This window comes from Duganella rhizosphaerae (assembly GCF_040364205.1).
GTDB classification, from domain to species: domain Bacteria; phylum Pseudomonadota; class Gammaproteobacteria; order Burkholderiales; family Burkholderiaceae_D; genus Rugamonas; species Rugamonas rhizosphaerae.
Genome location: NZ_BPWK01000017.1, coordinates 124,600 through 147,829, shown reverse-complemented (window position 1 = coordinate 147,829; position 23,230 = coordinate 124,600). Strand labels below are relative to the sequence as shown.

Annotated in this window: 20 protein-coding genes; 5 read left to right on the top strand and 15 right to left on the bottom strand. The window is 63.6% G+C overall.

Annotation, left to right across the window (positions count from 1 at the left end; all coding sequences use genetic code 11):
* Nucleotides 1-17: 17 nt before the first annotated feature.
* Entirely contained in the window at nt 18-755 is a 738-nt protein-coding gene (locus RUGAMON1_RS27990) for a hypothetical protein (protein WP_445233585.1), read from the top strand.
* Entirely contained in the window at nt 755-1,534 is a 780-nt protein-coding gene (locus tag RUGAMON1_RS27985) for a glutaminyl-peptide cyclotransferase (protein WP_445233584.1), read from the top strand. Before RUGAMON1_RS27990 ends, RUGAMON1_RS27985 begins: the two co-directional genes overlap by 1 nt.
* Here RUGAMON1_RS27985 and RUGAMON1_RS27980 read toward each other — a convergent pair.
* Nucleotides 1,524-2,378, bottom strand: a complete 855-nt coding sequence (locus RUGAMON1_RS27980) for a LysR family transcriptional regulator (protein WP_445233583.1) — start codon at nt 2,376-2,378, stop codon at nt 1,524-1,526. The two genes, RUGAMON1_RS27985 and RUGAMON1_RS27980, sit on opposite strands and share 11 nt — an antisense overlap.
* A 127-nt stretch (nt 2,379-2,505) precedes the next feature.
* On the opposite strand from RUGAMON1_RS27980, the gene RUGAMON1_RS27975 reads away from it, so the two are divergent.
* On the top strand, nt 2,506-2,964 hold the full coding sequence (locus RUGAMON1_RS27975; RefSeq protein ID WP_445233596.1) for a lipocalin-like domain-containing protein: 459 nt from the start codon (nt 2,506-2,508) through the stop codon (nt 2,962-2,964).
* Here the strand turns inward: RUGAMON1_RS27975 and RUGAMON1_RS27970 are convergent.
* The 3 genes from RUGAMON1_RS27970 to lptF are packed head-to-tail and all read right to left on the bottom strand — an operon-like array spanning nt 2,941 to nt 5,633.
* A complete protein-coding gene (locus tag RUGAMON1_RS27970; RefSeq protein ID WP_445233582.1) occupies nt 2,941-3,330 on the bottom strand; it encodes a sirohydrochlorin chelatase in 390 nt (129 codons plus the stop codon). The two genes, RUGAMON1_RS27975 and RUGAMON1_RS27970, sit on opposite strands and share 24 nt — an antisense overlap.
* Complete coding sequence (gene lptG / locus RUGAMON1_RS27965; protein ID WP_445233581.1) at nt 3,331-4,500, bottom strand: LPS export ABC transporter permease LptG; 1,170 nt, start codon at nt 4,498-4,500, stop codon at nt 3,331-3,333.
* Nucleotides 4,497-5,633 carry an LPS export ABC transporter permease LptF gene (lptF, locus tag RUGAMON1_RS27960; RefSeq protein ID WP_445233580.1) on the bottom strand — a complete coding sequence of 379 codons (1,137 nt, stop codon included), beginning with the start codon at nt 5,631-5,633 and terminating at the stop codon, nt 4,497-4,499. The genes lptG and lptF overlap by 4 nt, the downstream gene beginning before the upstream one ends.
* Before the next feature lie 100 nt (nt 5,634-5,733).
* On the opposite strand from lptF, the gene RUGAMON1_RS27955 reads away from it, so the two are divergent.
* Nucleotides 5,734-7,227: a leucyl aminopeptidase gene (locus tag RUGAMON1_RS27955; RefSeq protein WP_445233579.1), complete on the top strand. Its 1,494-nt coding sequence runs from the start codon at nt 5,734-5,736 to the stop codon at nt 7,225-7,227.
* Nucleotides 7,228-7,239: 12 nt separating this feature from the next.
* Here the strand turns inward: RUGAMON1_RS27955 and RUGAMON1_RS27950 are convergent, their stop codons facing one another.
* The 3 genes from RUGAMON1_RS27950 to RUGAMON1_RS27940 are packed head-to-tail and all read right to left on the bottom strand — an operon-like array spanning nt 7,240 to nt 8,357.
* A complete protein-coding gene (locus RUGAMON1_RS27950) occupies nt 7,240-7,695 on the bottom strand; it encodes a hypothetical protein (protein ID WP_445233578.1) in 456 nt (151 codons plus the stop codon).
* Between the two features lie 60 nt (nt 7,696-7,755).
* Nucleotides 7,756-7,944: a DUF1653 domain-containing protein gene (locus RUGAMON1_RS27945; protein WP_445233577.1), complete on the bottom strand. Its 189-nt coding sequence runs from the start codon at nt 7,942-7,944 to the stop codon at nt 7,756-7,758.
* Nucleotides 7,945-7,949: 5 nt separating this feature from the next.
* The gene (locus RUGAMON1_RS27940) at nt 7,950-8,357 is read right to left on the bottom strand and encodes a phiTE_015 family protein (protein ID WP_445233576.1); all 408 of its coding nucleotides are present in this window, start codon (nt 8,355-8,357) and stop codon (nt 7,950-7,952) included.
* 418 nt (nt 8,358-8,775) lie between these two features.
* On the opposite strand from RUGAMON1_RS27940, the gene xth reads away from it, so the two are divergent.
* Nucleotides 8,776-9,540 carry an exodeoxyribonuclease III gene (gene xth, locus RUGAMON1_RS27935; RefSeq protein WP_116993027.1) on the top strand — a complete coding sequence of 255 codons (765 nt, stop codon included), beginning with the start codon at nt 8,776-8,778 and terminating at the stop codon, nt 9,538-9,540.
* A 1-nt stretch (nt 9,541) separates the two neighbouring features.
* Here the strand turns inward: xth and RUGAMON1_RS27930 are convergent, their stop codons facing one another.
* The 8 genes from RUGAMON1_RS27930 to prpB all read right to left on the bottom strand — a co-directional run bounded on the left by RUGAMON1_RS27930 (nt 9,542) and on the right by prpB (nt 23,177).
* Nucleotides 9,542-13,186, bottom strand: coding sequence for a sensor domain-containing protein (locus RUGAMON1_RS27930; protein WP_445233575.1), 3,645 nt, complete (start codon nt 13,184-13,186; stop codon nt 9,542-9,544).
* 178 nt (nt 13,187-13,364) lie between these two features.
* The gene (locus tag RUGAMON1_RS27925; protein WP_445233574.1) at nt 13,365-15,038 is read right to left on the bottom strand and encodes a cation acetate symporter; all 1,674 of its coding nucleotides are present in this window, start codon (nt 15,036-15,038) and stop codon (nt 13,365-13,367) included.
* Entirely contained in the window at nt 15,035-15,343 is a 309-nt protein-coding gene (locus tag RUGAMON1_RS27920) for a DUF485 domain-containing protein (RefSeq protein WP_445233573.1), read from the bottom strand. The genes RUGAMON1_RS27925 and RUGAMON1_RS27920 overlap by 4 nt, the downstream gene beginning before the upstream one ends.
* A gap of 66 nt (nt 15,344-15,409) precedes the next feature.
* Nucleotides 15,410-17,311 carry a propionate--CoA ligase gene (locus tag RUGAMON1_RS27915; RefSeq protein ID WP_445233572.1) on the bottom strand — a complete coding sequence of 634 codons (1,902 nt, stop codon included), beginning with the start codon at nt 17,309-17,311 and terminating at the stop codon, nt 15,410-15,412.
* Nucleotides 17,312-17,337: 26 nt separating this feature from the next.
* Nucleotides 17,338-18,528: a 2-methylaconitate cis-trans isomerase PrpF gene (prpF, locus tag RUGAMON1_RS27910; protein WP_445233571.1), complete on the bottom strand. Its 1,191-nt coding sequence runs from the start codon at nt 18,526-18,528 to the stop codon at nt 17,338-17,340.
* Between the two features lie 2 nt (nt 18,529-18,530).
* On the bottom strand, nt 18,531-21,128 hold the full coding sequence (gene acnD / locus RUGAMON1_RS27905) for a Fe/S-dependent 2-methylisocitrate dehydratase AcnD (RefSeq protein WP_445233570.1): 2,598 nt from the start codon (nt 21,126-21,128) through the stop codon (nt 18,531-18,533).
* The gene (gene prpC / locus RUGAMON1_RS27900; protein WP_116993016.1) at nt 21,128-22,273 is read right to left on the bottom strand and encodes a bifunctional 2-methylcitrate synthase/citrate synthase; all 1,146 of its coding nucleotides are present in this window, start codon (nt 22,271-22,273) and stop codon (nt 21,128-21,130) included. The genes acnD and prpC overlap by 1 nt, the downstream gene beginning before the upstream one ends.
* A 16-nt stretch (nt 22,274-22,289) precedes the next feature.
* A complete protein-coding gene (gene prpB / locus RUGAMON1_RS27895) occupies nt 22,290-23,177 on the bottom strand; it encodes a methylisocitrate lyase (RefSeq protein ID WP_116993014.1) in 888 nt (295 codons plus the stop codon).
* Nucleotides 23,178-23,230 lie beyond the last annotated feature (53 nt).

The window sequence follows — 23,230 nt, the reverse complement described above, 5'->3', positions numbered from 1 at the left end:
AACCAAACGAGGTAGTAATGGACACTGTTCACGAAGTGCTGGAACGCGCATGGAAGGCCCACTCCGAGGGCGCCTTCGATAGCGCGCTCAATGACTACATCTGGTTGTTCGACGCCAGCGCCGCCGACGCGGAAACCGCGCCGCTGCGCCTGTCCTACGTGCTGAGCGCCTGGGCCAAGCTGGCCGAAGAACACTTGCCGGCGCGCCGCGCACTGGTCGAGCTGCGCGACCGCGACAGCCAGCGCCTGCTGGCCCAGGCCGACAGCGACGCCGCCGAGGCCCTGTTCAACGACATCCGCGCCATCAACGACAAGCTGGGCGACCTGCAAAACACCTACCATCTGTTCCAGCAGCTGCCGCAAGCGCTGGCACAGCAATGCGCCCGCTCCGCACTGCCGTCGATCATGGCCTGCGGCGACTACGCGCTGGCCAGCCGCCACCTGCCGCAGCCGATGCAGCACCTGGCGCAGGCGGCGGCCCTGCTCAACGAGCGGCGCGCCGGCTTTAACGTGCTGACCACCGCCGGCATGTCCGCCCTGCTGGCCGAGGTGTACAACTATGTCAACGAACTGGCGCTGGTGCTGGACTTGCTGACCGGCTGCGGCGATACTGCTGCGGCGGAAGCGGCGCGCGGCCAGGCGGTGACGCTGGTGCAGTCGCCGGAAGCGCGCGCCTGCGTCCAGGCCGAACTCGACGCCCCCGGCACGACGCTCGACGCCATGATCGAACTCGAAAACTCATCAGCGACCGAATAGTGAAAACGAACTACGCCCACACCCTGCTCATTCCCGCAATACTTCTGCTGCCGGCCGCCGCCAGCGCTCCCGCCGCCATCCCGACCTACGATTTCAAGGTCGTCCACGCCTACCCGCACGATCCGCAAGCCTTCACCGAAGGCCTGTTGTACCGCGACGGCTTCCTGTACGAGAGCACCGGCCTGAATGGCAAATCGTCGATCCGCAAGGTGAACCTGGAGACCGGCAAGGTCCTGCAGAGCAAAGACATCCCGCCGCAGTATTTCGGCGAAGGCCTGACGGTATGGAAGGATACGCTGGTCGGCCTGACCTGGCAGACCCAGACCGGCTTCGTGTTCGACCTCGCCACCTTCGAGATGCGCAGCCAGTTCGCCTACCCCGGCGAAGGCTGGGGCCTGACACAGAACGGCAAGGAACTGATCATGAGCGACGGCACGGCCACGCTGCGCTTCCTCGATCCCAAGACCTTCCTCGAAGTGCGCCGCGTGAAGGTGACGGCGGACGGCATTCCGGTCAACCAGGTCAACGAGCTGGAAGTGGTGGGCGACGAAATCTACGCCAACCTGTGGCACACCAACACCATCGCCCGCATCGATCCGGCCAACGGCAAGATCACCGGCTGGATCGACCTGGGCAAGCTGTACCCGGACGCCGGCAAAGGGCTCAACGGCGAAAACGTCATGAACGGCATCGCCTGGGACGCCGAGAAGAAGCGCCTGTTCGTCACCGGCAAGCTGTGGCCCAAGCTGTACGAGATCAAGATCGTACCTAGGAAGTAAATAGCGCGATCAACTCGTCGGCCACCGCGCGCACCGGCGCGGCGCGCCGCACATCCTCGTGCATGACGATCCACAGCTTGCGCCTGACCGGGCAGGCCGGCGTGTCGATGGCGACCAGGTCGCCCAGCCGCATGTTGAACAGATACTCCGGCAACACCGCCACGCCGCAACCGGCCGCCACCGACTGGTACAGCGTGCCCAGGTCATTGGAGCGCAGACAGTAGCGGCGGCCGTTCCGTATCTTGTCCAGCCACTGCTGCTGCGGCGTATCCTTCATCAGCTCATCGTAGCCGACAAACTCCCATTGCTGCGGCGTGCGCGCGGCGAGATAGGCTGCGCTGGCATACAGCCGATACCCCACCGTCGTCAGCGCCCGCACCGCCAGCCCCGGCGCCTCTGGGCGCTTGAAGCGCAGCGCGATATCCGATTCGCGCCGCATCAAGTCCGTCTCGCGGGCCTCGCCACGCAAATCCAGCTCGATGCCGGGCAGGCGTAACAGCGCCGGCCTCAGACGCGGCGCCAGCAGATATGCAGTCAGCGCCGGCGGCGCCGACACCAGCACCTTGCCATTCAGGGTGGCGGCGCCACTGGCAGCCCGCATCAGGCCGTGCAAGCTCTCTTCCATCATGCGCGCATGCGGCACCAGCGCCTTGCCGGCCGCCGTCAGCGACCAGCCTTTGGGAAAACGGTCGAACAGCTTCACCGCCAACGCCGACTCCAGCGCATCGATGCGCCGCGCCACAGTGGTGTGTTCGACGCCGGCTGCGCGCGCGGCGCCGCTTAAGGTGCCGGCGTCGTGCAGCGCGAGGAAATAACGCAGGTGATCCCAGTCTGGTTGGTTCATTGTGCAATTATGCACATATCCCGGGCGAATTTCGCCAATTTCGTTCAAGTGGTTTTGCCGCTATCGTGACAGCATCGTCACCAGGGAGATCCCCATGAAACTGCTGAACCGATTATTTTTCCTCGCCATGTGGGTGCCTGCCACCCAGGCCGGCGCCGGCGCGCCAGACTTTCCGCTGGCAGGTACCTGGACGCTGGTCGCCGCCGACCGCATACTACCCGACGGCACCCGCGTGCGCGACTACGGCGACGCCCCCGCCGGACTGATGATGATCGATCGACAGGGCCGCTACAGCGTGCAGATCTACCGCGCCGACCGGCCGCGCTTCACCGGCGGCGACAAGAAAAGCGGCACGCCGGCCGAATTCGAGGCCGCCGTCTTCGGCTCGAGCACGCACTTCGGCACCATCGCCATCGACAGCGAGGCGCATACGCTGACCTTCAGCATCGCCAGCGCGGCCTTTTCAAACTGGGAGGGAACGCAGCAGAAACGCAGCTACGAATTGAACGGGGATGAACTCAGCTACCGCGTGCCGGCCAGGCCGGACGGGCAAATTCCGCTGTCAGTCTGGCGCCGCCTGCGCTGACAGCGAGGCCACGCAGTAGTCGGACAAGGCGTTGAGCACGGCCGCGTTCTCGCCGGCCGCTTCGACCACGTTGATGGTCGCCTGCGGATGATCGATGCGCAATTGCTCGACCATCAGCGGCAGGTCGCGCAGCACATGGCCGCCCTGCCCCAGGAACACCGGCACCACGGTGATCTGCGTGACGCCGTCGGCGGTCAGATCGGCCACCAGCTCCGGCAGGCGCGGCGTCATCAGCTCGAGGAAAGCCAGCGACACGCGTATCTCAGGCGTACGCGCCTGCGTCAGGTCGCGCAGCCGCTCGAACGGCGCCGCCCAGGATGCGGCGCGGGCGCCGTGCGCAAATAGAACCAGTGCTTGCTTGCTCATCTAGTGTCGCTCCACCCACCACAAGGCGCCCAGCGCCAGCAGCAGGAATAACAGGCTCGGGGCGATCGCCGTGACCACCGCCGGCCAGGTGCTCAGCAGGCCCAGATGCGAGAACAGCGTGTTCACCAACTGGAAGCTGACACCGATCATGATACCGACAAAAATCTTCAGACTCACGCCGCCGCTGCGCGTGTGCAGGTAGCCGAACGGCAGCGCCAGCGCCATCAGCACGAAGATCGCCAGCGGGTCGAACAGCTTCTTCCAGAACGCGATCTTGAAGCGCTCGGTCTCCTGCTTGTTCTCCTGCAGGTGGCGGGTGTAGACCGCCAGTTCATTGGCCGACATGCGCTCCGGATCGGAGCCGGCCACCGACAGGATCTTCGGCGTCACTTCGGACAGCAGGTCCTTGGTGGCGCTGTGGCGGGTCTCGATCAGGCTGGTGCCCTGGGCGAAGTTGTTGGCCAGGTTGGCCTCGCTGCCCGGTTTGAGCAGCGCCGGATTAGTGAAGATATTTTCCGTCACATCCGACAGCTGCCAGTTGTTACTGCCCTTGAAGGTGCCGATCTTGGCCAGCGTGATCGAGCGCAGGCGGAAGCTGGTGTCGAACTCGTACAGCTTGACGTCGACCAGCGTGCCGTCCGGCTTCACCTGGCGCACGTTGAAGAAGCGCGAGCCGGTCACGGTGCCGGTCATGCCGTCGGACTTGACGATATCCTTGGTCCACAGGCCGGAGCGGAACTCCGACGAGATCGCGGCGCCACGCGCGCTCAGCTTGATCTTCTCGGCCAGCGGCGCGGTGCGCGGCGCAATCAGCTCGCCGAAGATGAAGGTGACGATCACCAGCACGAAGCCGATCTTGGCCAGCATCCACGCCACCATCCCGGTCGACATGCTGGAGGCGCGCATGATGGTGAATTCCGACGTCGCCGCGAACTGCGCCATGGTGATGATAGTGCCGATCAGCGCCGCCAGCGGCATCACTTCATACACGTGGGCCGGCAGCTGCACCAGCACATACAGGAAGGCGTACTGGATGGCATAGCCGTTCTTGCCGACCGAAGGCAGCTCGCCCGTCAGGTCCATGAAGGCTTGCAGTCCGAGGAAGCCGACCAGCACGAAGGCCACCGCCTTCAGGATCGAGACGGCGAAATAGCGTTGCAGGATTTTCATGGCGTGACAGCTTTCTTGCCGGCTGCGCGCGAGCGCTTCAGCGCCGCCAGCAATGCCAGCGGATGGTAGCGATGGTTAAGGTTCAGGCGCCAGGCAAACAGCGCGAACACCAGCAGCACCGCGACCAGGTGCAGCGGCCACCAGGACAGCGCGAACGACGACTTGCCCTGCTTGACACTGGCCTCGACCAGCTTGACCACGTTGCTGTAGCTGAAGAAGATCAGCAGCGCGATGATCAGGTTGGCCGAACTGCCGGCGCGCGGATTGACAAAGCCCAGCGGCACCGCCAGCAGGATCAGGATCAGGCAGGTGGCCGGCGACGAGATGCGCCACAACAGTTCCGCGCGGCCGAAGGCCGTGGTGTCGGACAGCAGCGCCATGATAGGTTCGGCGTCGGTGTTGCGCTCGGACTCCAGGTCCTGGGTCTGGCTGGTCACGCGCATGCTGTAGCTCTCGAACTCCATGGTCTGGAAGTCCGACTGGCCCGGCGTGCCCTGGTAACGGCGGCCGTTCTTCAACACCAGATAGCGTTCGCCCTTGGCGCCGGTGTTGATCACGCCCTCGCGCGCGACGATGACGGCGGTGCCGTGTTCGTCGACCGTGTTGACGAACACATTCTGCACCACGGCCGTCTTGCCGGCCACGCCTTCGACGAAGAAGATGCGGTTGGCCGACGCCGATTCCTTGAACTGGCCCGGCGAGACCTTTTGCAGGTCTTCGCGTTTTTCGAAGCGCTCCACGTATTCCGAGCTTTTCTGCTTGGCCCACGGCGTGGCGACGAAACTCAGGGCGCCCGTCAGCAGCACCATCGGCAGGCCGAAGGTCAGCACCGGCGCTATCCATTTGGTCAGGCTCAGGCCCGAGGCGAACCACACCACCATCTCGGAATCGCGGTAGCTGCGCGTGACCACCATCAGCACTGAAATAAAGCTGGTGAGGATGAGGATAGTTGGCAGATAATTCAGCGTTGCGAATGCGATCAGCGCGATGACGTCACTGGAGGCGACCTTGCCGCCTGCGGCCCGGCCCAACACGGCGATCAGGGTCCAGGTAACGCATATGCTGAACAGCACGGTGAAGGTGGCGCCGGCGGCACTTGCCATTTCACGTCTTAGGGCGCGTTGAAAGATCATTCGAAAGTTATAATTCGGTAGTTAAGGGCCTCACAGGGCCACAAGTTAAATAACAGCCTGGCAAACAGGCTGGCAATTCGTACACGACACGGAGAATCAAATGGACTTTAGCATAAAAGCATTCGACACAAAAAACACCATCGCTTCGGCCAAAGCCGGCGTCGTCGCCGTCGCGGTCTTTGAGAACAAGAAGCTGTCGCAGGCCGCCAAGGCGCTCGACGGCTCCGGTGAAATCACGGCTGCGCTGAAGTCCGGCGACATCTCCGGCAAAGCCGGCACCACCCTGCTGCTGCGCGGCGTGAAAGGCGCGAGCGCCGAACGCGTGCTGCTGGTCGGCCTGGGTAGCGACGATGGCGTCAGCGAGAAGAATTTCGCCAGCGGCGTGTCCGCGGTACTGAAGGCTTTCTCCGCGCTGGGCGCGAGCGACGCTATTATCGCACTGCCGATGACCGAAGTGAAAGAGCGCGACGTCAATTGGGCGATCCGCTGCGTGGTGCAAAGCGCGCACGAAAGCGTGTTCCGCACCGACGGCCAGAAGAGCAAGAAGGATCCGGCGCCGACCGGCGTGAAGAAAATCGCGCTGGCCGTGCCGAACACCGCCGCCACCAAGCTGGCGCTGGCCCAGGCCGAGGCGATCGCCAACGGCATGGACCTGACCAAGGAACTGGGCAACCTGTCGGCCAACATCTGCACCCCGACCTACTTGGCCAACACCGCCAAGAAGCTGGGCAAGGACTACAAGTTCGACGTTGAAGTGCTGGACCGCAAACAGCTGGAAGCACTGAAGATGAACAGCTTCCTGTCCGTGACCAACGGCAGCGAGCAACCGCCGAAGTTCATCATCCTCAAGCACATGGGCGGCAAACCCAAGGACGCGCCGGTGGTGCTGGTCGGTAAAGGCATCACCTTCGACACCGGCGGCATTTCGCTCAAGGCCGGTCCAGGCATGGACGAGATGAAGTACGATATGGGTGGGGCGGCGTCTGTCCTCGGCACCTTCCGCGCCATCGGCGAGATGAACCTGAAGCTGAACGTGATCGGCGTGATCGCCGCCTGCGAGAACATGCCTTCCGGCCGCGCCACCAAGCCGGGCGACATCGTCACCTCGATGAACGGCCTGACCATCGAAATCCTCAACACCGACGCCGAAGGCCGCCTGGTGCTGTGCGATGCGCTGGCCTACGCCGAGCGCTTCAACCCGGCCGCCGTGATCGACATCGCCACGCTGACCGGCGCCTGCATCGTCGCCCTGGGCCACCACAAGAGCGGCCTGTTCACGCGCGACGACGACACCCACAACAAGCTGGCCGACGAGATCATGGCCGCGGGCAAAGCCGCCGGCGACACCGCATGGCGCCTGCCGATCGGCGAAGAGTACAACGAGCAGCTCAAGTCCAACTTCGCCGACCTGGCCAACATCGGCACGCCGGGCGGCGCGTCGTGCACCGCCGCGGCCTTCCTGGAGAACTTCACCCGCAAGTACACCTGGGCCCACCTGGACATCGCCGGCACCGCATGGAAATCGGGCGGCGCCAAAGGTGCGACCGGCCGTCCGGTACCGCTGCTGTCGAACTTCCTGATTAACCGGGCATAAACGCGCACGTAATCAGTACAAGGTAACACCCGCAGCCGGCGGCGGCAGCGCATCGCGCTCCACCGCCGGCTGCATCACCACCGTCAGCGTGGCCGGATAGTCATAGGCCGCGCCGGTATTCTTGTCGATGAAATAGCCGACACCCGCCGTCAGCGCCAGATTCCCCCACAGATTCCCGTCCACCTTGGAGTCGACCTTTTCGTAGGCCCAGCCCGCGCCCTCTTTCTGGCAATCGATGCGCAGCGCGCCCGCGCTCTTGCGCAGCGTAACGCGCGCCGGCGTGGTCACGAACCATTTGCCAACATCGTTGTACAGCACGCAGCCGACGCCGGCGATCTCGCGATGATCGAGCACGGTCTGCACCAGCACGTTTTGTTGGGTGGATTCAGTCAGGGAAGCACAGCCGGCCAACAGGGACAGCAGCGCGGAAGCGCTGGCAACGGCGGCTGCAACGGGACGGAAATACATGGTCTGCCTCAGGGTTAGTGGGTCAGACCAGTGTAGCAGCCCGCGAGCGGTTGTATATGCTCAATCAAGAGGCGTAAAGCGTTGCACTTTTACGCCATCGACGTCGATTATTTCAAAAAACACGTTTTTCGGCCGGGTCCAGATGGATCCGTTCGCGGCGCGATAAACGATCATGGTACTCAGATCGGATTCCAGGGTGGCCTCGCATACCAGCTCGTAGAGGCCCCCTTTGTAGTGCCTGAAGCGCATCCGGGTCAGGCGTTATGCCGTACCGGCTCAGCCGCAGCAATGCGCTCTTCCGCCTGCTCCTGCTGCTTCTTCTTCAGACCCTGTACCACTTTCAGGATATCGTCCATGCCACGTTCGCCGCCCAGGGTGGAGAACGCGTCCAGCACTTCGTTCAGCACCTGGTTGCGCACCGCAGCCTCGTCGGAATTGATGACCGGCGGACGTTGAACGGCAGCCTTGGCCTTTTCCAGCGCGGCGGCTTCCTTTTGCGCAGCCGTCTTGCGGCCGCCCGGCGTTTTGCCGTGCTCCAACGCAGCTTGCCAGATGACCCAGCGGCGTTGCGTTTCAAAAACCAGGTACTCCTCTGGTTTGTCTTCCCGGCGTCGGACGATGTGACCGTCTTTCTGCGCCCACGTCTCGAATGCAGCTCGCATTTTAATTCCTTTGTAAATGCGCTACGCGCAATTCACTGTTAAAACCACAAGTAATTTCCCTATAGTACCATTTCTTGTTGATGTACAACACAAAAATGAACCCTGGACACTACTATTTTTGATTGCTCGACGGAAACACAAGTTTTCCACCCAATTTGTATCAGTATATTTCTCTTTTGCTTATTTTGTCTTTATTTACCGTTCTATTTTGACAACAAGGAGACATTCCTAGCAATTTTTTTTTAATTTCACACATTTTGCAACATTTTAGGCGCTGGCAGTGCCCGCACGAAAGACTTTTTCATGTTTTTTTATAAAAATCGTCAAATTAACAATCCTATGTGTTAAATCAAGATGCTGTAAGATTCGGTGATGCAGGCTAACGCCTCCCCCAAACCCCGCAAGGACACTGATTCAGATGAAAATAGCCACATGGAATGTTAACTCACTCAACGTTCGCCTGACGCACGTCTTGAAATGGCTAGAGGAGAACCCCATCGATGTCCTCTGCATTCAAGAAACAAAATTAACGGACGACAAGTTTCCGGTAGCCGCCATCGAGGCCGCCGGCTATCAGGTCGCCTACAGCGGCCAGAAAACCTACAATGGCGTCGCCATCCTGTCCAAACTGCCGATCGCCGACGTGATCAAGAACAATCCGCGCTACGAAGACCCGCAGCAGCGCATCCTGGCCGCCACCATCGATGGCGTGCGCGTGGTGTGCGCCTACGTGCCCAACGGCCAAAGCGTCGACTCCGACAAATACGAGTACAAACTGGGCTGGCTGTCGTCGTTCCACGACTGGATCAAGGAAGAAGCCGCGCTGCATCCGCAACTGGCGGTGCTGGGCGACTACAACATCGCGCCGGAAGACCGCGACGTCCACGATCCGGCCGCGTGGGCCGGCCAGGTGCTGGTATCCGACAAGGAGCGCGCCGCCCTCACCCGTTTGCTCGACATCGGCCTGACCGATTCCTACCGCCTGTTCGAACAGCCGGAAAAATCGTTCAGCTGGTGGGACTACCGCGCGCTGGGCTTCCGCCTCAACAAAGGCCTGCGCATCGATCACATCCTGCTGTCGCCGGCGCTGGTGGCCCGTTGCAGCGCCTGCGTGATCGACCGCGCACCGCGCAAGTGGGAGCAGCCGTCCGACCACGCTCCCGTGATCGCCACGCTGGACTAGGCTAGAGCCTTGGCAGCAGCAGCTGGGCCGTCGCGTGCGGCACCGGCTGCGAGAACAGATAGCCCTGCGCATACTGGCAGCCGTTGCGCTGCAATAGCGCGTACTGGCCCTCGGTCTCCACGCCCTCCGCCACCACCGACAGCTGCAGGCTGTCCGACAGCGCGATGATCGCCGCCACAATCGCGCGGTCTTCCGCGCTCTCTTCCAATTCCTTGATGAAGGCGCGGTCGATCTTGATCTTCTTGACCGGGAAACGCTTCAGGTAGGCCAGGCTCGAATAGCCGGTGCCGAAATCGTCGATCGACAGACGGATGCCCATGGCGTTGATCTGGCCCAGGATGTCCAGCGTCTGCTCGCCGTGCTGCATCAGCGCCGTCTCGGTAATCTCGAATTCGATCAGCGACGGATCGATGCCGGTTTCATCGAGGATGGCGCGGATCGACTCAATCAACCCACGATGCATGAACTGGCGCGGCGACAGGTTCACCGCCAGCGGCACCGGCGCCAGGCCGGCGCGCAGCCAGGCCATGCTTTGCTCGCAGGCCTGGCGTATCACCCACTCGCCGATCGGCACGATCAGGCCGTTCTCCTCGATGATGGGGATGAAGTGGTCCGGCAGCACCAGCGCGCCGCCGCCGCGGCGCCAGCGCAGCAGCACCTCCATGGTGTGCAGGCGGCGCGTGCCGATGTCCATGATCGGCTGAAAGTGCAGCTCGAACTCGTCCTGCGCCAGCGCGCCGCGCAGGCTGGACTCCAGCTCGAAGTGCGCAGCCGCCGTCTGGTTCATCGCCTCCTTGAAGTACTGGTAGTTGTTCCTGCCGCTGGCCTTGGCGTGGTACATGGCGGCGTCGGCGTGGCGCATCAGCGTCTCGACGTCGCCGCCGTCGTCCGGATACACGCAGATGCCGATCGACGGCGTGATGTGCAGGTTGCGGCCCTCGAGCGGGAAGCTGTCCGACAGCGCCTCGATGATCTTCTCCGCCACGTGGCTGGCCTCTTCCGACGAGCGGATGCCAGGCACCAGCACCACGAACTCGTCGCCGCCCAGGCGGGCCACGGTGTCGCTGGCGCGCACCGCGCGGCACAGGCGGCTCGCCACTTCCTTCAGCAGCTGGTCGCCGGTCATGTGGCCGAGCGAATCGTTGATGGTCTTGAAGCGGTCAAGGTCGATGAACATCACCGCCAGCCGGCGCTCGGAACGCTGCGCCGCCAGCATGGCGCGGTCCAGCCGGTCCGACAGCAGCGCGCGGTTCGGCAGGCCGGTCAGGCTGTCGTGGTAGGCCATGTGGTGCACGCGCGCCTCGGCCTGGCGGCGCTCGACGATCTCGCCTTGCAGCAGCGCGTTGGCGCCGGCCAGTTCGGCGGTGCGTTCCAGCACCCGCACTTCCAGGTCGTCGCGCGCGCGGCTGACCGCTTCGGCCGCCTCGCGCCGCTCGGTGATGTCGTCCACCAGCCACACCGAACGCCCGGTGGCCTGCGCCAGGTCGAACGGACGGCCGGACAGCCGCCCCCAGAACGTGCTGCCGTCCTTGCGCACCAGCTGGTATTCGGAGGCGTGCACGCGGCCGGCGTGGAAGTCGTCGGCGGTGGCGGCGCGCGCCGCTTCCCATGCATCCTTGTCGGCATAGAAGGCCTGCACGCTCAGCTGGTTCATCTCGCCGGGCGCGTAGCCGAACAACTCCTCCATCTTGGCGTTGCAGCGCAGGTTGCGGCCCTGCTCCACCACCGAGATGCCCAGCACCGCGCTGTCCAGGATGGCCTGGTTTTCCAGCAGCGCGTTGCGCAGCGATTCCTCGGCGCGCTTTTGCTCGGTGCGGTCCTCGATCACCCAGATCGTGCCCTGGGTCGGATCTTCGGGATTGACCACGTAGCCGATCAGCTGCGCCCACATCAAGGTATCGTCGGAGCGGCGCATCTCCATCTCGATCTGGAACGGCTTGCCGATCGACAGGAAGGGATAGGCCTGCGCGCCCAGCTTGTCGTAGGATTCCTGCGACGGATACAGCGCGCGGCCGGGCAGGCCCAGGCCGGCGTCGCCCTCGTAGCGGAACATCTCGGCGAAGCCGCGGTTGTAGCGCGTGATGACGCGGTTCTTGGTGAACAGGATGCTCATCGAGGCGTTGGTCATGATGGCCTCGACCTCCATCTGCGTCTGGCGCGTGCCGGTCACGTCCTCCAGGATCCAGATGGTGCCGCCTTCGCTGTGCGCATCGTCCACCGCCTTGGCGCGCACGCGGCACCAGAACACGCTGCCGTCCTTGCGTTTGAACTCGTATTCCTTTTTCTCGAACGGCTGGCCGGTGCCCAGCAGCGGCGCAGCCTCGCGGCCGAATTCCTCGTAGCGCTCCTGCGACGGGAACACCATGGCCGACGGCTGTCCCACCATTTCGTCGATGTCGTAGCCGAACATCTCCGCCATGCGCGGATTACAGCTCAACATGACCTGCGCCTTGCTGAACAGGATGCCGACCGACGCATTGTCCAGGATCGCCTTCTGCTCCAGCAGCAGCTGGCGAGTCGCCTCTTCATGCTGTTTCTGCGCGCTGCGATCGTCGAAGATCCAGATGGTGTCCTGCTGCGTGCGGCCCGGATTGATCACGTAGCCGAAGGCGTGCGCCCAGAAGGTCGAGCCGTCCTGGCGCCGCATCTCCATCTCGGCCTGGTACGGCTTGCCGCGCGCAAGCAGCGGCCGTGCCTTGCGCACCACCGCGTCGAACGCTTCCTGCGACGGATACAGCGTCGACGTCAGCTGGCCGACGCCGCCGTCGTCGTTGAAGCCGAAGAATTCGGCGAAGCGGTGGTTGTAGCGCAGGATGCGGTTATCGCGCTGGAAGCCGATCGCCAGCGGCGCGCTGTCCATGATGGCCTGCATCTCCAGCAGCGCGCGGCGCAGCTTCTCTTCGTCGATACGGTGCTCGTTGATGTCTTCCATGATCCATACCGTGCCTTCGGCGGTGTGGATAGGATCGATGGCGCGGCCGAACAGGCGGGCCCAGAACAGCGAGCCGTCCTTGCGGCGCAACTGCGCCTCCTGCATGAAGGACAGTCCCTGCGACAGCGGCGGGCTGGCCTTGCGGCCCAGGTCGACGAAGTCCGCTTCGCTCGGATAGACGGTGACGCTGGCCACGCCCTCCAGTTCCTGGCGGCTGTAGCCCAGCATTTCGGCGCAGCGGATATTGCACTCCTGGATAACCCCGTCCTTGCTGAACAGGATGCCGACGGCGGCGTTCTCCAGGATGGCCTGCTGCTCCAGCAGCGTCTTGCGCAGGGAGCGCTGGTCGCGCTCCACCGCGCTGATGTCGTGGAAGACGATGGTGGCGCCCTGCACCGCCGAACTGGCCGGCAGCGGCTTGCTCCACGCCTGCACCGACAGGTATTGACCATTGGCGCAGGTCAGGCAGCTGTCCCAGCGCCGGCCCGCATTGGAGCCCTCCAGCGCCGCCTCGAGCGCTTCGACGCTGGCGCCGCGCACGTGGCGCGCGAACAGGTCGGCCATCGGCCGGCCGCCGGGATCGAAACCCAGCAATTCCACCAGCTCCGGATTGGCAGCCAGCACCACGCCATCGGTGCCATAGGCGCACGCGGGAACGCCGATCAGCGCCAGCGCGTCAGCTACGAAATCAGGATTGGTCGAAACTCGATTCATGTACACCAATGGCACCCAATAAAAGATGCCACCTCGCCCGTTACTTACCGGCAGCATAGTTGGCAGATCATAAACCACATTGGGCGCATTAGCCATCGCGCGTACTGAGCGACGCCCCTAAAAACGACAATGCCCGGAGAGCCGGGCATTGTCGTCATCTGACCACTTGTCAATTACATCAGTGAGCGGCGGCTCCCGCAGCGCCGATACCGGTCTCCGAGCGCATTTCCTGCGCCTCGTAGCCGGCACGGTCGATGCGTGCACGCGGACTCTTGTCCAGCACCGAGAACAGCCAGATGCTGGCGAAGGCCGCAGGTATCGAGAAGATAGCCGGCGACGCGTACGGGAACAGCGCGTCGGCATGGCCCAGCACATCGACCCACACCGATTTCGACACCACGGTCAGCACCACGGCGGTGGTCAGGCCGATGAAGCCGCCCACGGTGGCGCCGCGGGTGGTGCAGTCCTTCCACAACACCGACATGAACAATACCGGGAAGTTGGCCGAGGCAGCGATGGCGAACGCCAGCGACACCATGAACGCGATGTTCTGCTTCTCGAACACGATGCCCAGTACGACGGCGACGACACCCAGCGCGACGGTGGTCAGGCGCGACACATGCAGTTCCTTGGCGCTAGTGGCCTTGCCCTTCTTGATCACGGTGGCGTACAGGTCGTGCGATACCGCCGAGGCGCCGGACAGCGTCAGGCCGGCCACCACCGCCAGGATGGTGGCGAAAGCCACGGCCGAGATAAAGCCGAGGAAGACATTGCCGCCCACGGCCTTGGCCAGGTGGATCGCCGCCATGTTGTTCCCGCCCAGCAGTTTGCCGGCGGCGTCCTTGAACTCGGGATTGGTGCTCACCAAAACGATGGCGCCGAAACCGATGATGAAGGTCAGCACGTAGAAGTAGGCGATCCAGCTGGTGGCCCAGAACACCGACTTGCGCGCTTCCTTCGCGCTCGGCACGGTGAAGAAGCGCATCAGGATGTGCGGCAGACCGGCGGTGCCGAACATCAGCGCCATGCCAAACGAGATCGCCGACACCGGATCCTTGATGAAGGTGCCGGGGCCCATGATGGCGTCCTTCTTGGCGTGGATCTCGACCGATTTGGCGAACAGCGCCTCGGGGCTGAAGTTAAACTGCGCCATCACCACGAAGGCCATGAAGGTGGCGCCGCCCAGCAGCATCACCGCCTTGATGATCTGCACCCAGGTGGTGGCGGTCATGCCGCCGAACAGCACGTAGATCATCATCAGCGAACCGACCAGCACCACCGCGATCCAGTATTCGAGACCGAACAGCAGTTTGATCAACTGCCCCGCGCCGACCATCTGCGCGATCAGGTAGAACGCCACCACCACCAGCGTGCCGGAAGCGGAGAAGATGCGGATCGGCGCCTGCTTGAAGCGGTAGGCGGCGACATCGGCAAAGGTGAAGCGGCCCAGGTTGCGCAGGCGCTCCGCCATCAGGAAGGTGATCACCGGCCAGCCGACCAGGAAACCGATGGCGTAGATCAAACCATCGTAACCGTTGAGGAACACGGCTGCGGAGATGCCGAGGAAGGACGCCGCCGACATGTAGTCGCCGGCGATGGCCAGGCCATTCTGGAAGCCGGTGATGCCGCCGCCGGCTGTGTAGAAGTCGGATGCCGACTTGGTCTTGGCCGCCGCCCATTTGGTCACGAACAGCGTGAAGATGACGAACGCGCCGAACATGGTGATCGCGGTCCAGTTAACCGGCTGCTTCACCGCCTGGCCGAGATCCGCTCCGGCCGCCAGCACCGCACCGCTGGCGCCCAGCAGCGTCAACGCGGCGAGCCCGCGCAGCATGCGTTGGGCGGCGCTCATGCCCGCACCCGTTCTTGAATGGCGTGGGTCAGGTCGTCGAACTGCTTGTTGGCGCGGCGTACATACAGGCCGGTCACCAGCACCGTGAACACGATCACAAACAGGCCGATCGGCATCCCCCACGTCATCACGCCGGCGCCGGTCTTCGACGCCAGCAGTTCCTTGTCGAAAGCGATCAACAGGATGTAGCCGTAATAGACCAACATCATTACCGCCGTCAGCACCCAGCCGAAACGGGAGCGGGCCCTGACCAGCTGATGGTAGTTGGGGTCCCGCTTTATTTTTTGAACCAGATCGTCATGCATTGCGTGTCTCCTGTGTTGTTTGTAACCACAATAGACAGCGAGACTTACCGGTCCCTTACGCGCACACTATTTCGCCACACCCGCCTGCAGAACACGTTGTATCTGCTGGAGCGAAGCCGGATCTTCGATCGCCGTCAGGTCGCCAGGATTGCGTCCTTCGCAGATGGCCTGGATCGAACGGCGCAACAATTTTCCGGAGCGGGTCTTCGGCAACTGCGGCACGAAATACACGCGCGACGGCCGCGCGACAGCGCCCAGCTGATGATCGACCACGCCGAGAATTTCGCGCTCCTGCGCCGCACAGCCTTCCTCGCTGGCGACACGCGTCACGTCCTTGACGATGACGAAGGCAACCGCCACCTGGCCTTTGAGCTTGTCCTCCACGCCCACCACCGCCACCTCGGAAACGTTGGCGTGGCTGGAGATGGATTCCTCGATCTCGCGCGTGCCGAGACGGTGGCCGGCGACGTTGATCACGTCGTCGGTGCGGCCAAGGATGAAGTAGTAGCCGTCTTCATCGCGCACGCCCCAGTCGAAGGTCGAATACACCTGCTGGCCGTCGAAGGTGGACCAGTAGGTATCGACAAATCGCTGGTCGTCGCCGTACACGGTCTGCATGCAGCCCGGTGGCAGCGGGCCATCGATCACCACCACGCCCTTCTCGTTGGCGGCGCACTCCTCGCCGGTCGATTCGTTGAGCAGCTTGACCTTGTAGCCGTACATCGCCACGCCGGGGCTGCCCAGGCGCGTCGGATTGTCTTCGACGCCCTTGGCGATCGACAGGATGGGCCAGCCGGTTTCGGTCTGCCAGTAGTTGTCGATGATGGGCACGCCCAGCTCATCGTGTATCCATTGCGACGTGGTTTCGTCGAGCGGTTCGCCGGCCAGGTACAGCGCGCGCAGCGACGACAGGTCGTACTTCCGCATGAATTCCGGCGGTTGCTTGCGCAGCACGCGGATCGCCGTCGGCGCCGAGAACATGCGCGTGACCTTGTACTTCTCGACGATGCTCCACCAGATGCCGGCGTCCGGACAGATGGGCAAGCCTTCGTACATGATGGTCGCCATGCCGGCGATCAGCGGGCCGTAGACGATGTAGGAATGACCGACCACCCAGCCGATATCGGAGGTGGCGAAGAAGGTCTCGCCGGCCTTGCCGCAGAAGTTGTACTTCATCGACGAGGCCAGCGCCACCGCGTAGCCGCCGACGTCGCGCTGCACGCCTTTCGGCTTGCCGGTGGTGCCGGAGGTGTACAGGATGTAGGACGGCTCGTTCGACTCCAGCCAGGTCACCGGTACGCGCGCGTCCATGTGGGCGGCGCGCAGGCTGGCCCAGTCTTCGTCGCGGCCGGCCACCAGCGCCATCGGCGCCAGCTTGCGGTCCACCAGCAGCACCTTGGCCGGCTTGGCGGACGACAGTTCGATTGCCTCGTCCAGCAAATGCTTGTAGGGGATGGCCTTGCCGTTGCGCGAACCGGCATCGGCCGAAATGATCAGCACAGGCCGCGCATCGTCGATGCGGCTGGCCAGGCTGTTGGCGGCAAACCCGCCGAACACCACCGAGTGTATCGCGCCGATGCGGGCGCAGGCCAGCATCGCGAATGCCGCTTCGGCGATCATCGGCATGTAGATCAGCACGCGGTCGCCCCTGCCGACGCCCAACGCCTGCATTATCGCGGCGCAGCGTTCGACCTCGATGCGCAGTTCGTTGAAGGAGTAGCTGCGTTCCGTATTGGTTTCGGTGGAGATGGCGATCAGCGCGGGCTGGTCGCCCTGACTGGCGCACCAGCGGTCCACGGCGTTGTGGCACAGATTGGTCTGCCCGCCGACGAACCACTTGGCGAACGGAGGATGAGAATAATCCAGCACTTTCGTGCATGGGGCGTTCCAGTCGATGAGCGCTGATTCGTCCTGCCAGAATTGTTCAGGCGTGACGATAGAGCGCTGATAAAAATCAGCGTAATTCATGTCTCCTCCGTTATGGTGTGTTCAGCTTAGAACGTGTCGCCGGGGATGCGTACCCAACCTTCCATCAACACGCGTGCGCTGCGGCTCATGACCGCCTTGGTCACGCTCCACTCGCCGTTCTGCTGCGTCGCTTCCGCGCCCACCCGCAGCGTGCCGGATGGATGGCCGAAACGCACCGCCGTGCGCGCGCCGCCGCCGGCCGCCAGGTTCACCAGCGTGCCCGGTATCGCCGCAGCGGTGCCGATGGCCACAGCGGCGGTGCCCATCATCGCGTGGTGCAGCTTCCCCATCGACATGGCGCGCACCAACAGGTCAACGTCGGTCGCGGCGACCTGCTTGCCGCTGGACGAGGTGTACGGCGCCGGCTTGGCGACGAAGGCCACCTTGGGCGTATGCTGGCGCGTGGCCGCGTCGTCGATATGGTGAATGAGGCCCATGCGCAGCGCACCGTGCGCGCGTATCAGCTCGAAGCGTGCCAGCGCCTTCGGATCGCTGTTGATGGCGTCCTGCAGTTCTGTGCCGAGGTAGCCGATGTCTTCCGCGTTGACGAAGATGGTCGGGATGCCGGCGTTGATCATGGTCGCCTTCATGGTGCCGACGCCTGGCACTTCCAGCTCGTCGACCAGTTGGCCGGTCGGGAACATCGAGCCGCCCGCGCCCTCCTCTTCCGCCGCCGGGTCCATGAATTCCAGTTGGACTTCGGCTGCGGGGAAGGTTACGCCGTCGAGCTCAAAGTCGCCGGTCTCCTGCACTTCGCCGTTGGTGATCGGCACGTGGGCGATGATGGTCTTGCCGATGTTGGCTTGCCATACGCGCACCACGGCCATGCCGTCGGGCGGAATGCGGTCCGCGTCCACCAGGCCGCCGCTGATGGCGAAGGCGCCAACGGCTGCGGACAGGTTGCCGCAGTTGCCGCTCCAGTCGATGAAGGCCTTGTCGATGGAGACCTGGCCGAACAGGTAGTCGACATCGTGATCGGGCTTGCTGCTCTTGGCCAGGATCACCGACTTGCTGGTGCTGGAGGTGGCGCCGCCCATGCCGTCGATCTGCTTGCCGTATGGGTCCGGGCTGCCGATCACGCGCAGCAGCAAGGCGTCGCGCGCGGCGCCCGGCTGTTGTGCGGCAGCCGGCAGATCCTGCAAGCGGAAGAACACGCCCTTGCTGGTGCCGCCACGCATATACGTGGCGGGGATCTTGATTTGAGGTGTGTGAGCCATGATCAGGCAGCCTTTACGGATTCAAGAAAGTCCTGGGCGAAGCGTTGCAGCACGCCGCCCGCTTCGTAGATCGACACTTCTTCCGCAGTATCGAGGCGGCAGATCACCGGCACTTCGACGCGCTCACCGTTGCGGCGGTTGACCACCAGCGTCAGCGTCGAACGCGGGGTGCGCTCGCCGATCACGTCGTAGCTCTCGGTGCCGTCCAGCGCCAGCGTCAGGCGGTTCACGCCGGGCTGGAACTCCAGCGGCAGCACGCCCATGCCGACCAGGTTGGTGCGGTGGATGCGCTCGAAGCCTTCGGCCACGATCGCTTCAACGCCCGCCAGACGCACGCCCTTGGCCGCCCAGTCGCGCGACGAGCCTTGGCCGTAGTCGGCGCCGGCGATCACGATCAGCGACTGCTTGCGCTCCATGTAGGTCTCGATGGCTTCCCACATGCGGGTGACCTTGCCTTCCGGCTCCACGCGTGCCAGCGAACCGGCTTTGACCTTGCCGTCGGCGTCGCGCACCATTTCGTTCTTCAACGTCGGATTGGCGAAGGTGGCGCGTTGCGCGGTCAGGTGGTCGCCGCGGTGGGTGGCGTAGGAATTGAAGTCCTCTTCCGGCAGGCCCATTTTCGCCAGGTATTCGCCGGCAGCGCTATTGAGCATGATCGCGTTCGACGGCGACAGGTGGTCGGTGGTGATGTTATCGCCCAGGACCGCCAGCGGCAGCATGCCTTTCAGTGGGCGAGCGCCAGCCAGCGCCCCTTCCCAGTACGGCGGACGGCGGATGTAGGTGGTCTGCGGACGCCAGTCGTACAGCGGCTTCACTTTGATGCCGTCGTCTTCCTGCTTGGCGAACATCGGGATGTAGACCTTGTTGAACTGCGCCGGCTTGACGCTGGACGCGACCAGCGCATCGATCTCTTCGTCGGTCGGCCAGATGTCCTTCAGCGTGACCGGCTGGCCGTTGGCGTCGAGGCCGAGAACGTCCTTCTCGATGTCGAAGCGGATCGTGCCGGCGATGGCGTAGGCCACCACCAGCGGCGGCGAAGCCAGGAAGGCCTGCTTGGCGTATGGGTGGATGCGGCCATCGAAGTTGCGGTTACCCGACAACACAGCGGTGGCGTACAGGTCGCGGTCGATCACTTCCTTCTGGATCGCCGGATCGAGCGCACCGGACATGCCGTTGCAGGTGGTGCAAGCGTAAGCGACCACGCCAAAGCCCAGCTGCTCCAGCTCGGGCATCAGGCCCGCTTCTTCCAGGTACAGCGTCACGGTCTTGGAGCCGGGCGCCAGCGAGCTTTTCACCCAAGGCTTGCGGGTCAGGCCGCGCGCGTTGGCGTTGCGGGCCAGCAGGCCTGCGGCGACCATGTTGCGCGGGTTGTTGGTGTTGGTGCAGCTGGTGATGGCCGCGATGATGACGGCGCCGTCAGGCATCAGGCCAGGCTCGTTCTCCACCACGCCGCTGATGCCGCGTGCGGCCAGCTCGGAGGTCGGCACGCGGTTGTGCGGATTCGACGGACCGGCGATGGTACGCACCACCGACGACAGGTCGAACTTCAGCACGCGCTCGTATTCCGCGGTCTTCAGTGCTTCGCCCCACAGGCCGGTTTCCTTCGCGTAGGTCTCCACCAGCTTGACCAGTTCATCATCGCGGCCGGTCAGCTTGAGGTATTTGATGGTTTGCTCGTCGATGTAGAACATCGCGGCGGTGGAGCCGTATTCCGGCGCCATGTTGGAGATGGTCGCGCGGTCGCCCAAGGTCAGGTGCGAAGCGCCTTCGCCGAAGAACTCCAGGTACGACGAAACGACCTTCTGCTTGCGCAGGAATTCGGTCAGCGCCAGCACAGTGTCGGTGGCGGTGATGCCGGCTTGCGGCTTGCCCGTCAGCTCGACGCCGATGATGTCCGGAAGACGCATCCACGATGCGCGGCCCAGCATCACGCTCTCCGCTTCCAGCCCGCCGACGCCGATGGCGATCACGCCCAGCGCATCGACCATCGGGGTGTGCGAGTCGGTGCCGACCAGCGTATCCGGGAAGGCCACGCCGTCCACCGCTTGAATGACAGGCGACATGCGCTCCAGATTGATCTGGTGCAGGATGCCGTTACCCGGCGGGATCACGTCGACGTTCTTGAACGCCTTCTTGGTCCAGTTGATGAAGTCGAAACGGTCTTCGTTGCGGCGGTCTTCGATGGCGCGGTTCTTGTCGAAGGCATCGGGATCGAAGCCGCCGCATTCCACCGCCAGCGAGTGGTCGACCACCAGCTGGGTCGGCACCACCGGATTAACCAGCGCAGGATCGCCGCCTTGCAGCGCGATCGCGTCGCGCAGGCCGGCCAGGTCGACCAGCGCGGTCTGGCCGAGAATGTCGTGGCACACCACGCGCGCGGGGAACCATGGGAAGTCCAGGTCGCGCTTGCGTTCGATCAGCTGCGACAGCGAGGCGTTAAGCGTCGCCGGATCGCAGCGGCGCACCAGGTTTTCGGCCAGTACGCGCGAGGTGTAAGGCAGCTTGGCCCAGGCGCCTGGCTGGATCGCGTCGACAGCGGCGCGCGCGTCGAAGTAATCGAGCTTGGTGCCCGGCAGGGGTTTGCGGAATTGGGTGTTCATTATTTGCGGTCCTTGATCGGGACGAACTTCAGGTCTTCAGGACCGACATAGTTCGCGCTTGGACGAATGATCTTGTTGTCGATGCGCTGCTCGATGATGTGCGCAGCCCAGCCGGAGGTGCGCGAGATGACGAACAGCGGCGTGAACATCGCGGTCGGCACGCCCATCATGTGGTACGACACGGCCGAGAACCAGTCCAGGTTCGGGAACATCTTCTTGATGTCCCACATGACGGTTTCCAGGCGTTCGGCGATGTCGAACATCTTCATCGAGCCGGCTTCCTGCGACAGCTTGCGCGCCACTTCCTTGATGACGACGTTGCGCGGATCGGAGATGGTGTACACCGGATGGCCGAAGCCGATCACGACTTCCTTGTTGGCGACGCGGTTGCGGATGTCCGCTTCGGCTTCGTCGGCGTTTTCGTAGCGTTTCTGAATCTCGAAGGCGAATTCGTTGGCGCCGCCGTGTTTAGGGCCGCGCAGCGCGCCGATCGCGCCGGTGATGGCGGAGTGGATGTCCGAACCCGTGCCGGCGATGACGCGGCTGGTGAAGGTGGAGGCGTTGAACTCGTGTTCCGCGTACAGGATCAGCGAAGTGTGCATCGCCTGCACCCAGCTTTCGGACGGCTTCTCGCCGTGCAGCAGGTGCAGGAAGTGGCCGCCGATGGAGTCGTCGTCGGTTTCAACGTCGATGCGCTTGCCGTTGTGGCTGAAGTGGTACCAGTACAGCAGCATCGAACCGAAGGAAGCCATCAGGCGGTCGGCGATGTCGCGCGCGCCCGGCACGTTGTGGTCGTCCTTTTCCGGCAGCGTGCAGCCCAGTACCGAGACGCCGGTGCGCATCACGTCCATCGGGTGGGCCGATGCTGGCAGTGCTTCCAGCGCGGCTTTCAACGACGCAGGCAGGCCGCGCAGCGAACGCAGTTTGGTCTTGTAGCCTTTCAGTTCGGCGGCGGTCGGCAGTTTGCCGTGCACCAGCAGGTAGGCGATTTCTTCGAACTCGCAGGTGCTGGCGACGTCCAGGATATCGTAGCCGCGGTAGTGCAGATCGTTGCCGGTTTTGCCGACGGAGCACAGTGCGGTATTACCAGCGGTGACGCCGGACAGGGCGACGGATTTTTTTGGTTTGAAAGTAGCTTCGGTCATTTTATAGGTCTCCTGATTATTTTTTCTGTGCGGCGAACAAGGCATCCAGCTTCTGCTCGAAGCTGTGGTAGTTGATGCGCTCATACAGTTCGGCGCGGGTTTGCATGGTGTCGACCACGTTCTGCTGCGTGCCGTCGCGGCGGATCGCGCCGTAGACGTTTTCCGCAGCCTTGTTCATCGCGCGGAAGGCGGACAACGGATACAGCACCAGGCCCACATCGGCGCTGCGCAGTTCATCCACCGTGAACAGCGGCGTCGAGCCGAATTCGGTGATGTTGGCCAGCACCGGCACCTTGACGGCGGCGGCGAATTTTTTGTACATATCGAGGCTGATCATCGCTTCCGGGAAGATCATGTCTGCGCCGGCTTCAACGCAGGCCACGGCGCGTTCGATCGCGGCGTCCAGGCCTTCGACGGCCAGCGCATCGGTGCGGGCCATGATGACGAAGTTTTCGTCGGTGCGCGCATCGACTGCGGCGGCGATGCGGTCGACCATCTCCTGCTTGGAGACGATCTCCTTGCCCGGACGGTGGCCGCAGCGCTTGGCGCCGACCTGGTCTTCGATGTGCATCGCGGCGGCGCCGAACTTGATCATGGACTTGACGGTGCGCGCCACGTTGAAGGCGGAGGCGCCGAAGCCGGTGTCGACGTCGACCAGCAGCGGCAGGTCGCACACGTCGGTGATGCGGCGCACGTCGGTCAACACGTCGTCCAGGCTGGAGATACCCAGGTCCGGCAGGCCGAGCGAACCCGCCGCCACGCCGCCACCCGACAGGTAGATCGCCTTGAAGCCGGCGCGCTTGGCCAGCAGGGCATGGTTGGCGTTGATCGCGCCGACCACCTGCAATGGGGATTCTTCCTGGACGGCTTTGCGGAACGCGGCGCCTGCGGAGTATTGACTCATGTTGTGACCTTTCAATGTTGCAGTGAAGTTGGGGTATCTAGTGCAAGGGGCGT

Coding starts and splice junctions, on each gene's coding strand:
- RUGAMON1_RS27915 (WP_445233572.1), bottom strand. CDS start 17,311: ATGAATTACGCTGATTTTTATCAGCGCTCTATCGTCACGCCTGAACAA.
- prpB (WP_116993014.1), bottom strand. CDS start 23,177: ATGAGTCAATACTCCGCAGGCGCCGCGTTCCGCAAAGCCGTCCAGGAA.
- RUGAMON1_RS27940 (WP_445233576.1), bottom strand. CDS start 8,357: ATGCGAGCTGCATTCGAGACGTGGGCGCAGAAAGACGGTCACATCGTC.
- RUGAMON1_RS27945 (WP_445233577.1), bottom strand. CDS start 7,944: ATGCGCTTCAGGCACTACAAAGGGGGCCTCTACGAGCTGGTATGCGAG.
- prpC (WP_116993016.1), bottom strand. CDS start 22,273: ATGACCGAAGCTACTTTCAAACCAAAAAAATCCGTCGCCCTGTCCGGC.
- RUGAMON1_RS27975 (WP_445233596.1), top strand. CDS start 2,506: ATGTGGGTGCCTGCCACCCAGGCCGGCGCCGGCGCGCCAGACTTTCCG.
- RUGAMON1_RS27930 (WP_445233575.1), bottom strand. CDS start 13,186: ATGAATCGAGTTTCGACCAATCCTGATTTCGTAGCTGACGCGCTGGCG.
- RUGAMON1_RS27980 (WP_445233583.1), bottom strand. CDS start 2,378: ATGAACCAACCAGACTGGGATCACCTGCGTTATTTCCTCGCGCTGCAC.
- RUGAMON1_RS27990 (WP_445233585.1), top strand. CDS start 18: ATGGACACTGTTCACGAAGTGCTGGAACGCGCATGGAAGGCCCACTCC.
- RUGAMON1_RS27920 (WP_445233573.1), bottom strand. CDS start 15,343: ATGCATGACGATCTGGTTCAAAAAATAAAGCGGGACCCCAACTACCAT.
- lptF (WP_445233580.1), bottom strand. CDS start 5,633: ATGATCTTTCAACGCGCCCTAAGACGTGAAATGGCAAGTGCCGCCGGC.
- RUGAMON1_RS27950 (WP_445233578.1), bottom strand. CDS start 7,695: ATGTATTTCCGTCCCGTTGCAGCCGCCGTTGCCAGCGCTTCCGCGCTG.
- xth (WP_116993027.1), top strand. CDS start 8,776: ATGAAAATAGCCACATGGAATGTTAACTCACTCAACGTTCGCCTGACG.
- RUGAMON1_RS27970 (WP_445233582.1), bottom strand. CDS start 3,330: ATGAGCAAGCAAGCACTGGTTCTATTTGCGCACGGCGCCCGCGCCGCA.
- RUGAMON1_RS27955 (WP_445233579.1), top strand. CDS start 5,734: ATGGACTTTAGCATAAAAGCATTCGACACAAAAAACACCATCGCTTCG.
- RUGAMON1_RS27925 (WP_445233574.1), bottom strand. CDS start 15,038: ATGAGCGCCGCCCAACGCATGCTGCGCGGGCTCGCCGCGTTGACGCTG.
- acnD (WP_445233570.1), bottom strand. CDS start 21,128: ATGAACACCCAATTCCGCAAACCCCTGCCGGGCACCAAGCTCGATTAC.
- prpF (WP_445233571.1), bottom strand. CDS start 18,528: ATGGCTCACACACCTCAAATCAAGATCCCCGCCACGTATATGCGTGGC.
- lptG (WP_445233581.1), bottom strand. CDS start 4,500: ATGAAAATCCTGCAACGCTATTTCGCCGTCTCGATCCTGAAGGCGGTG.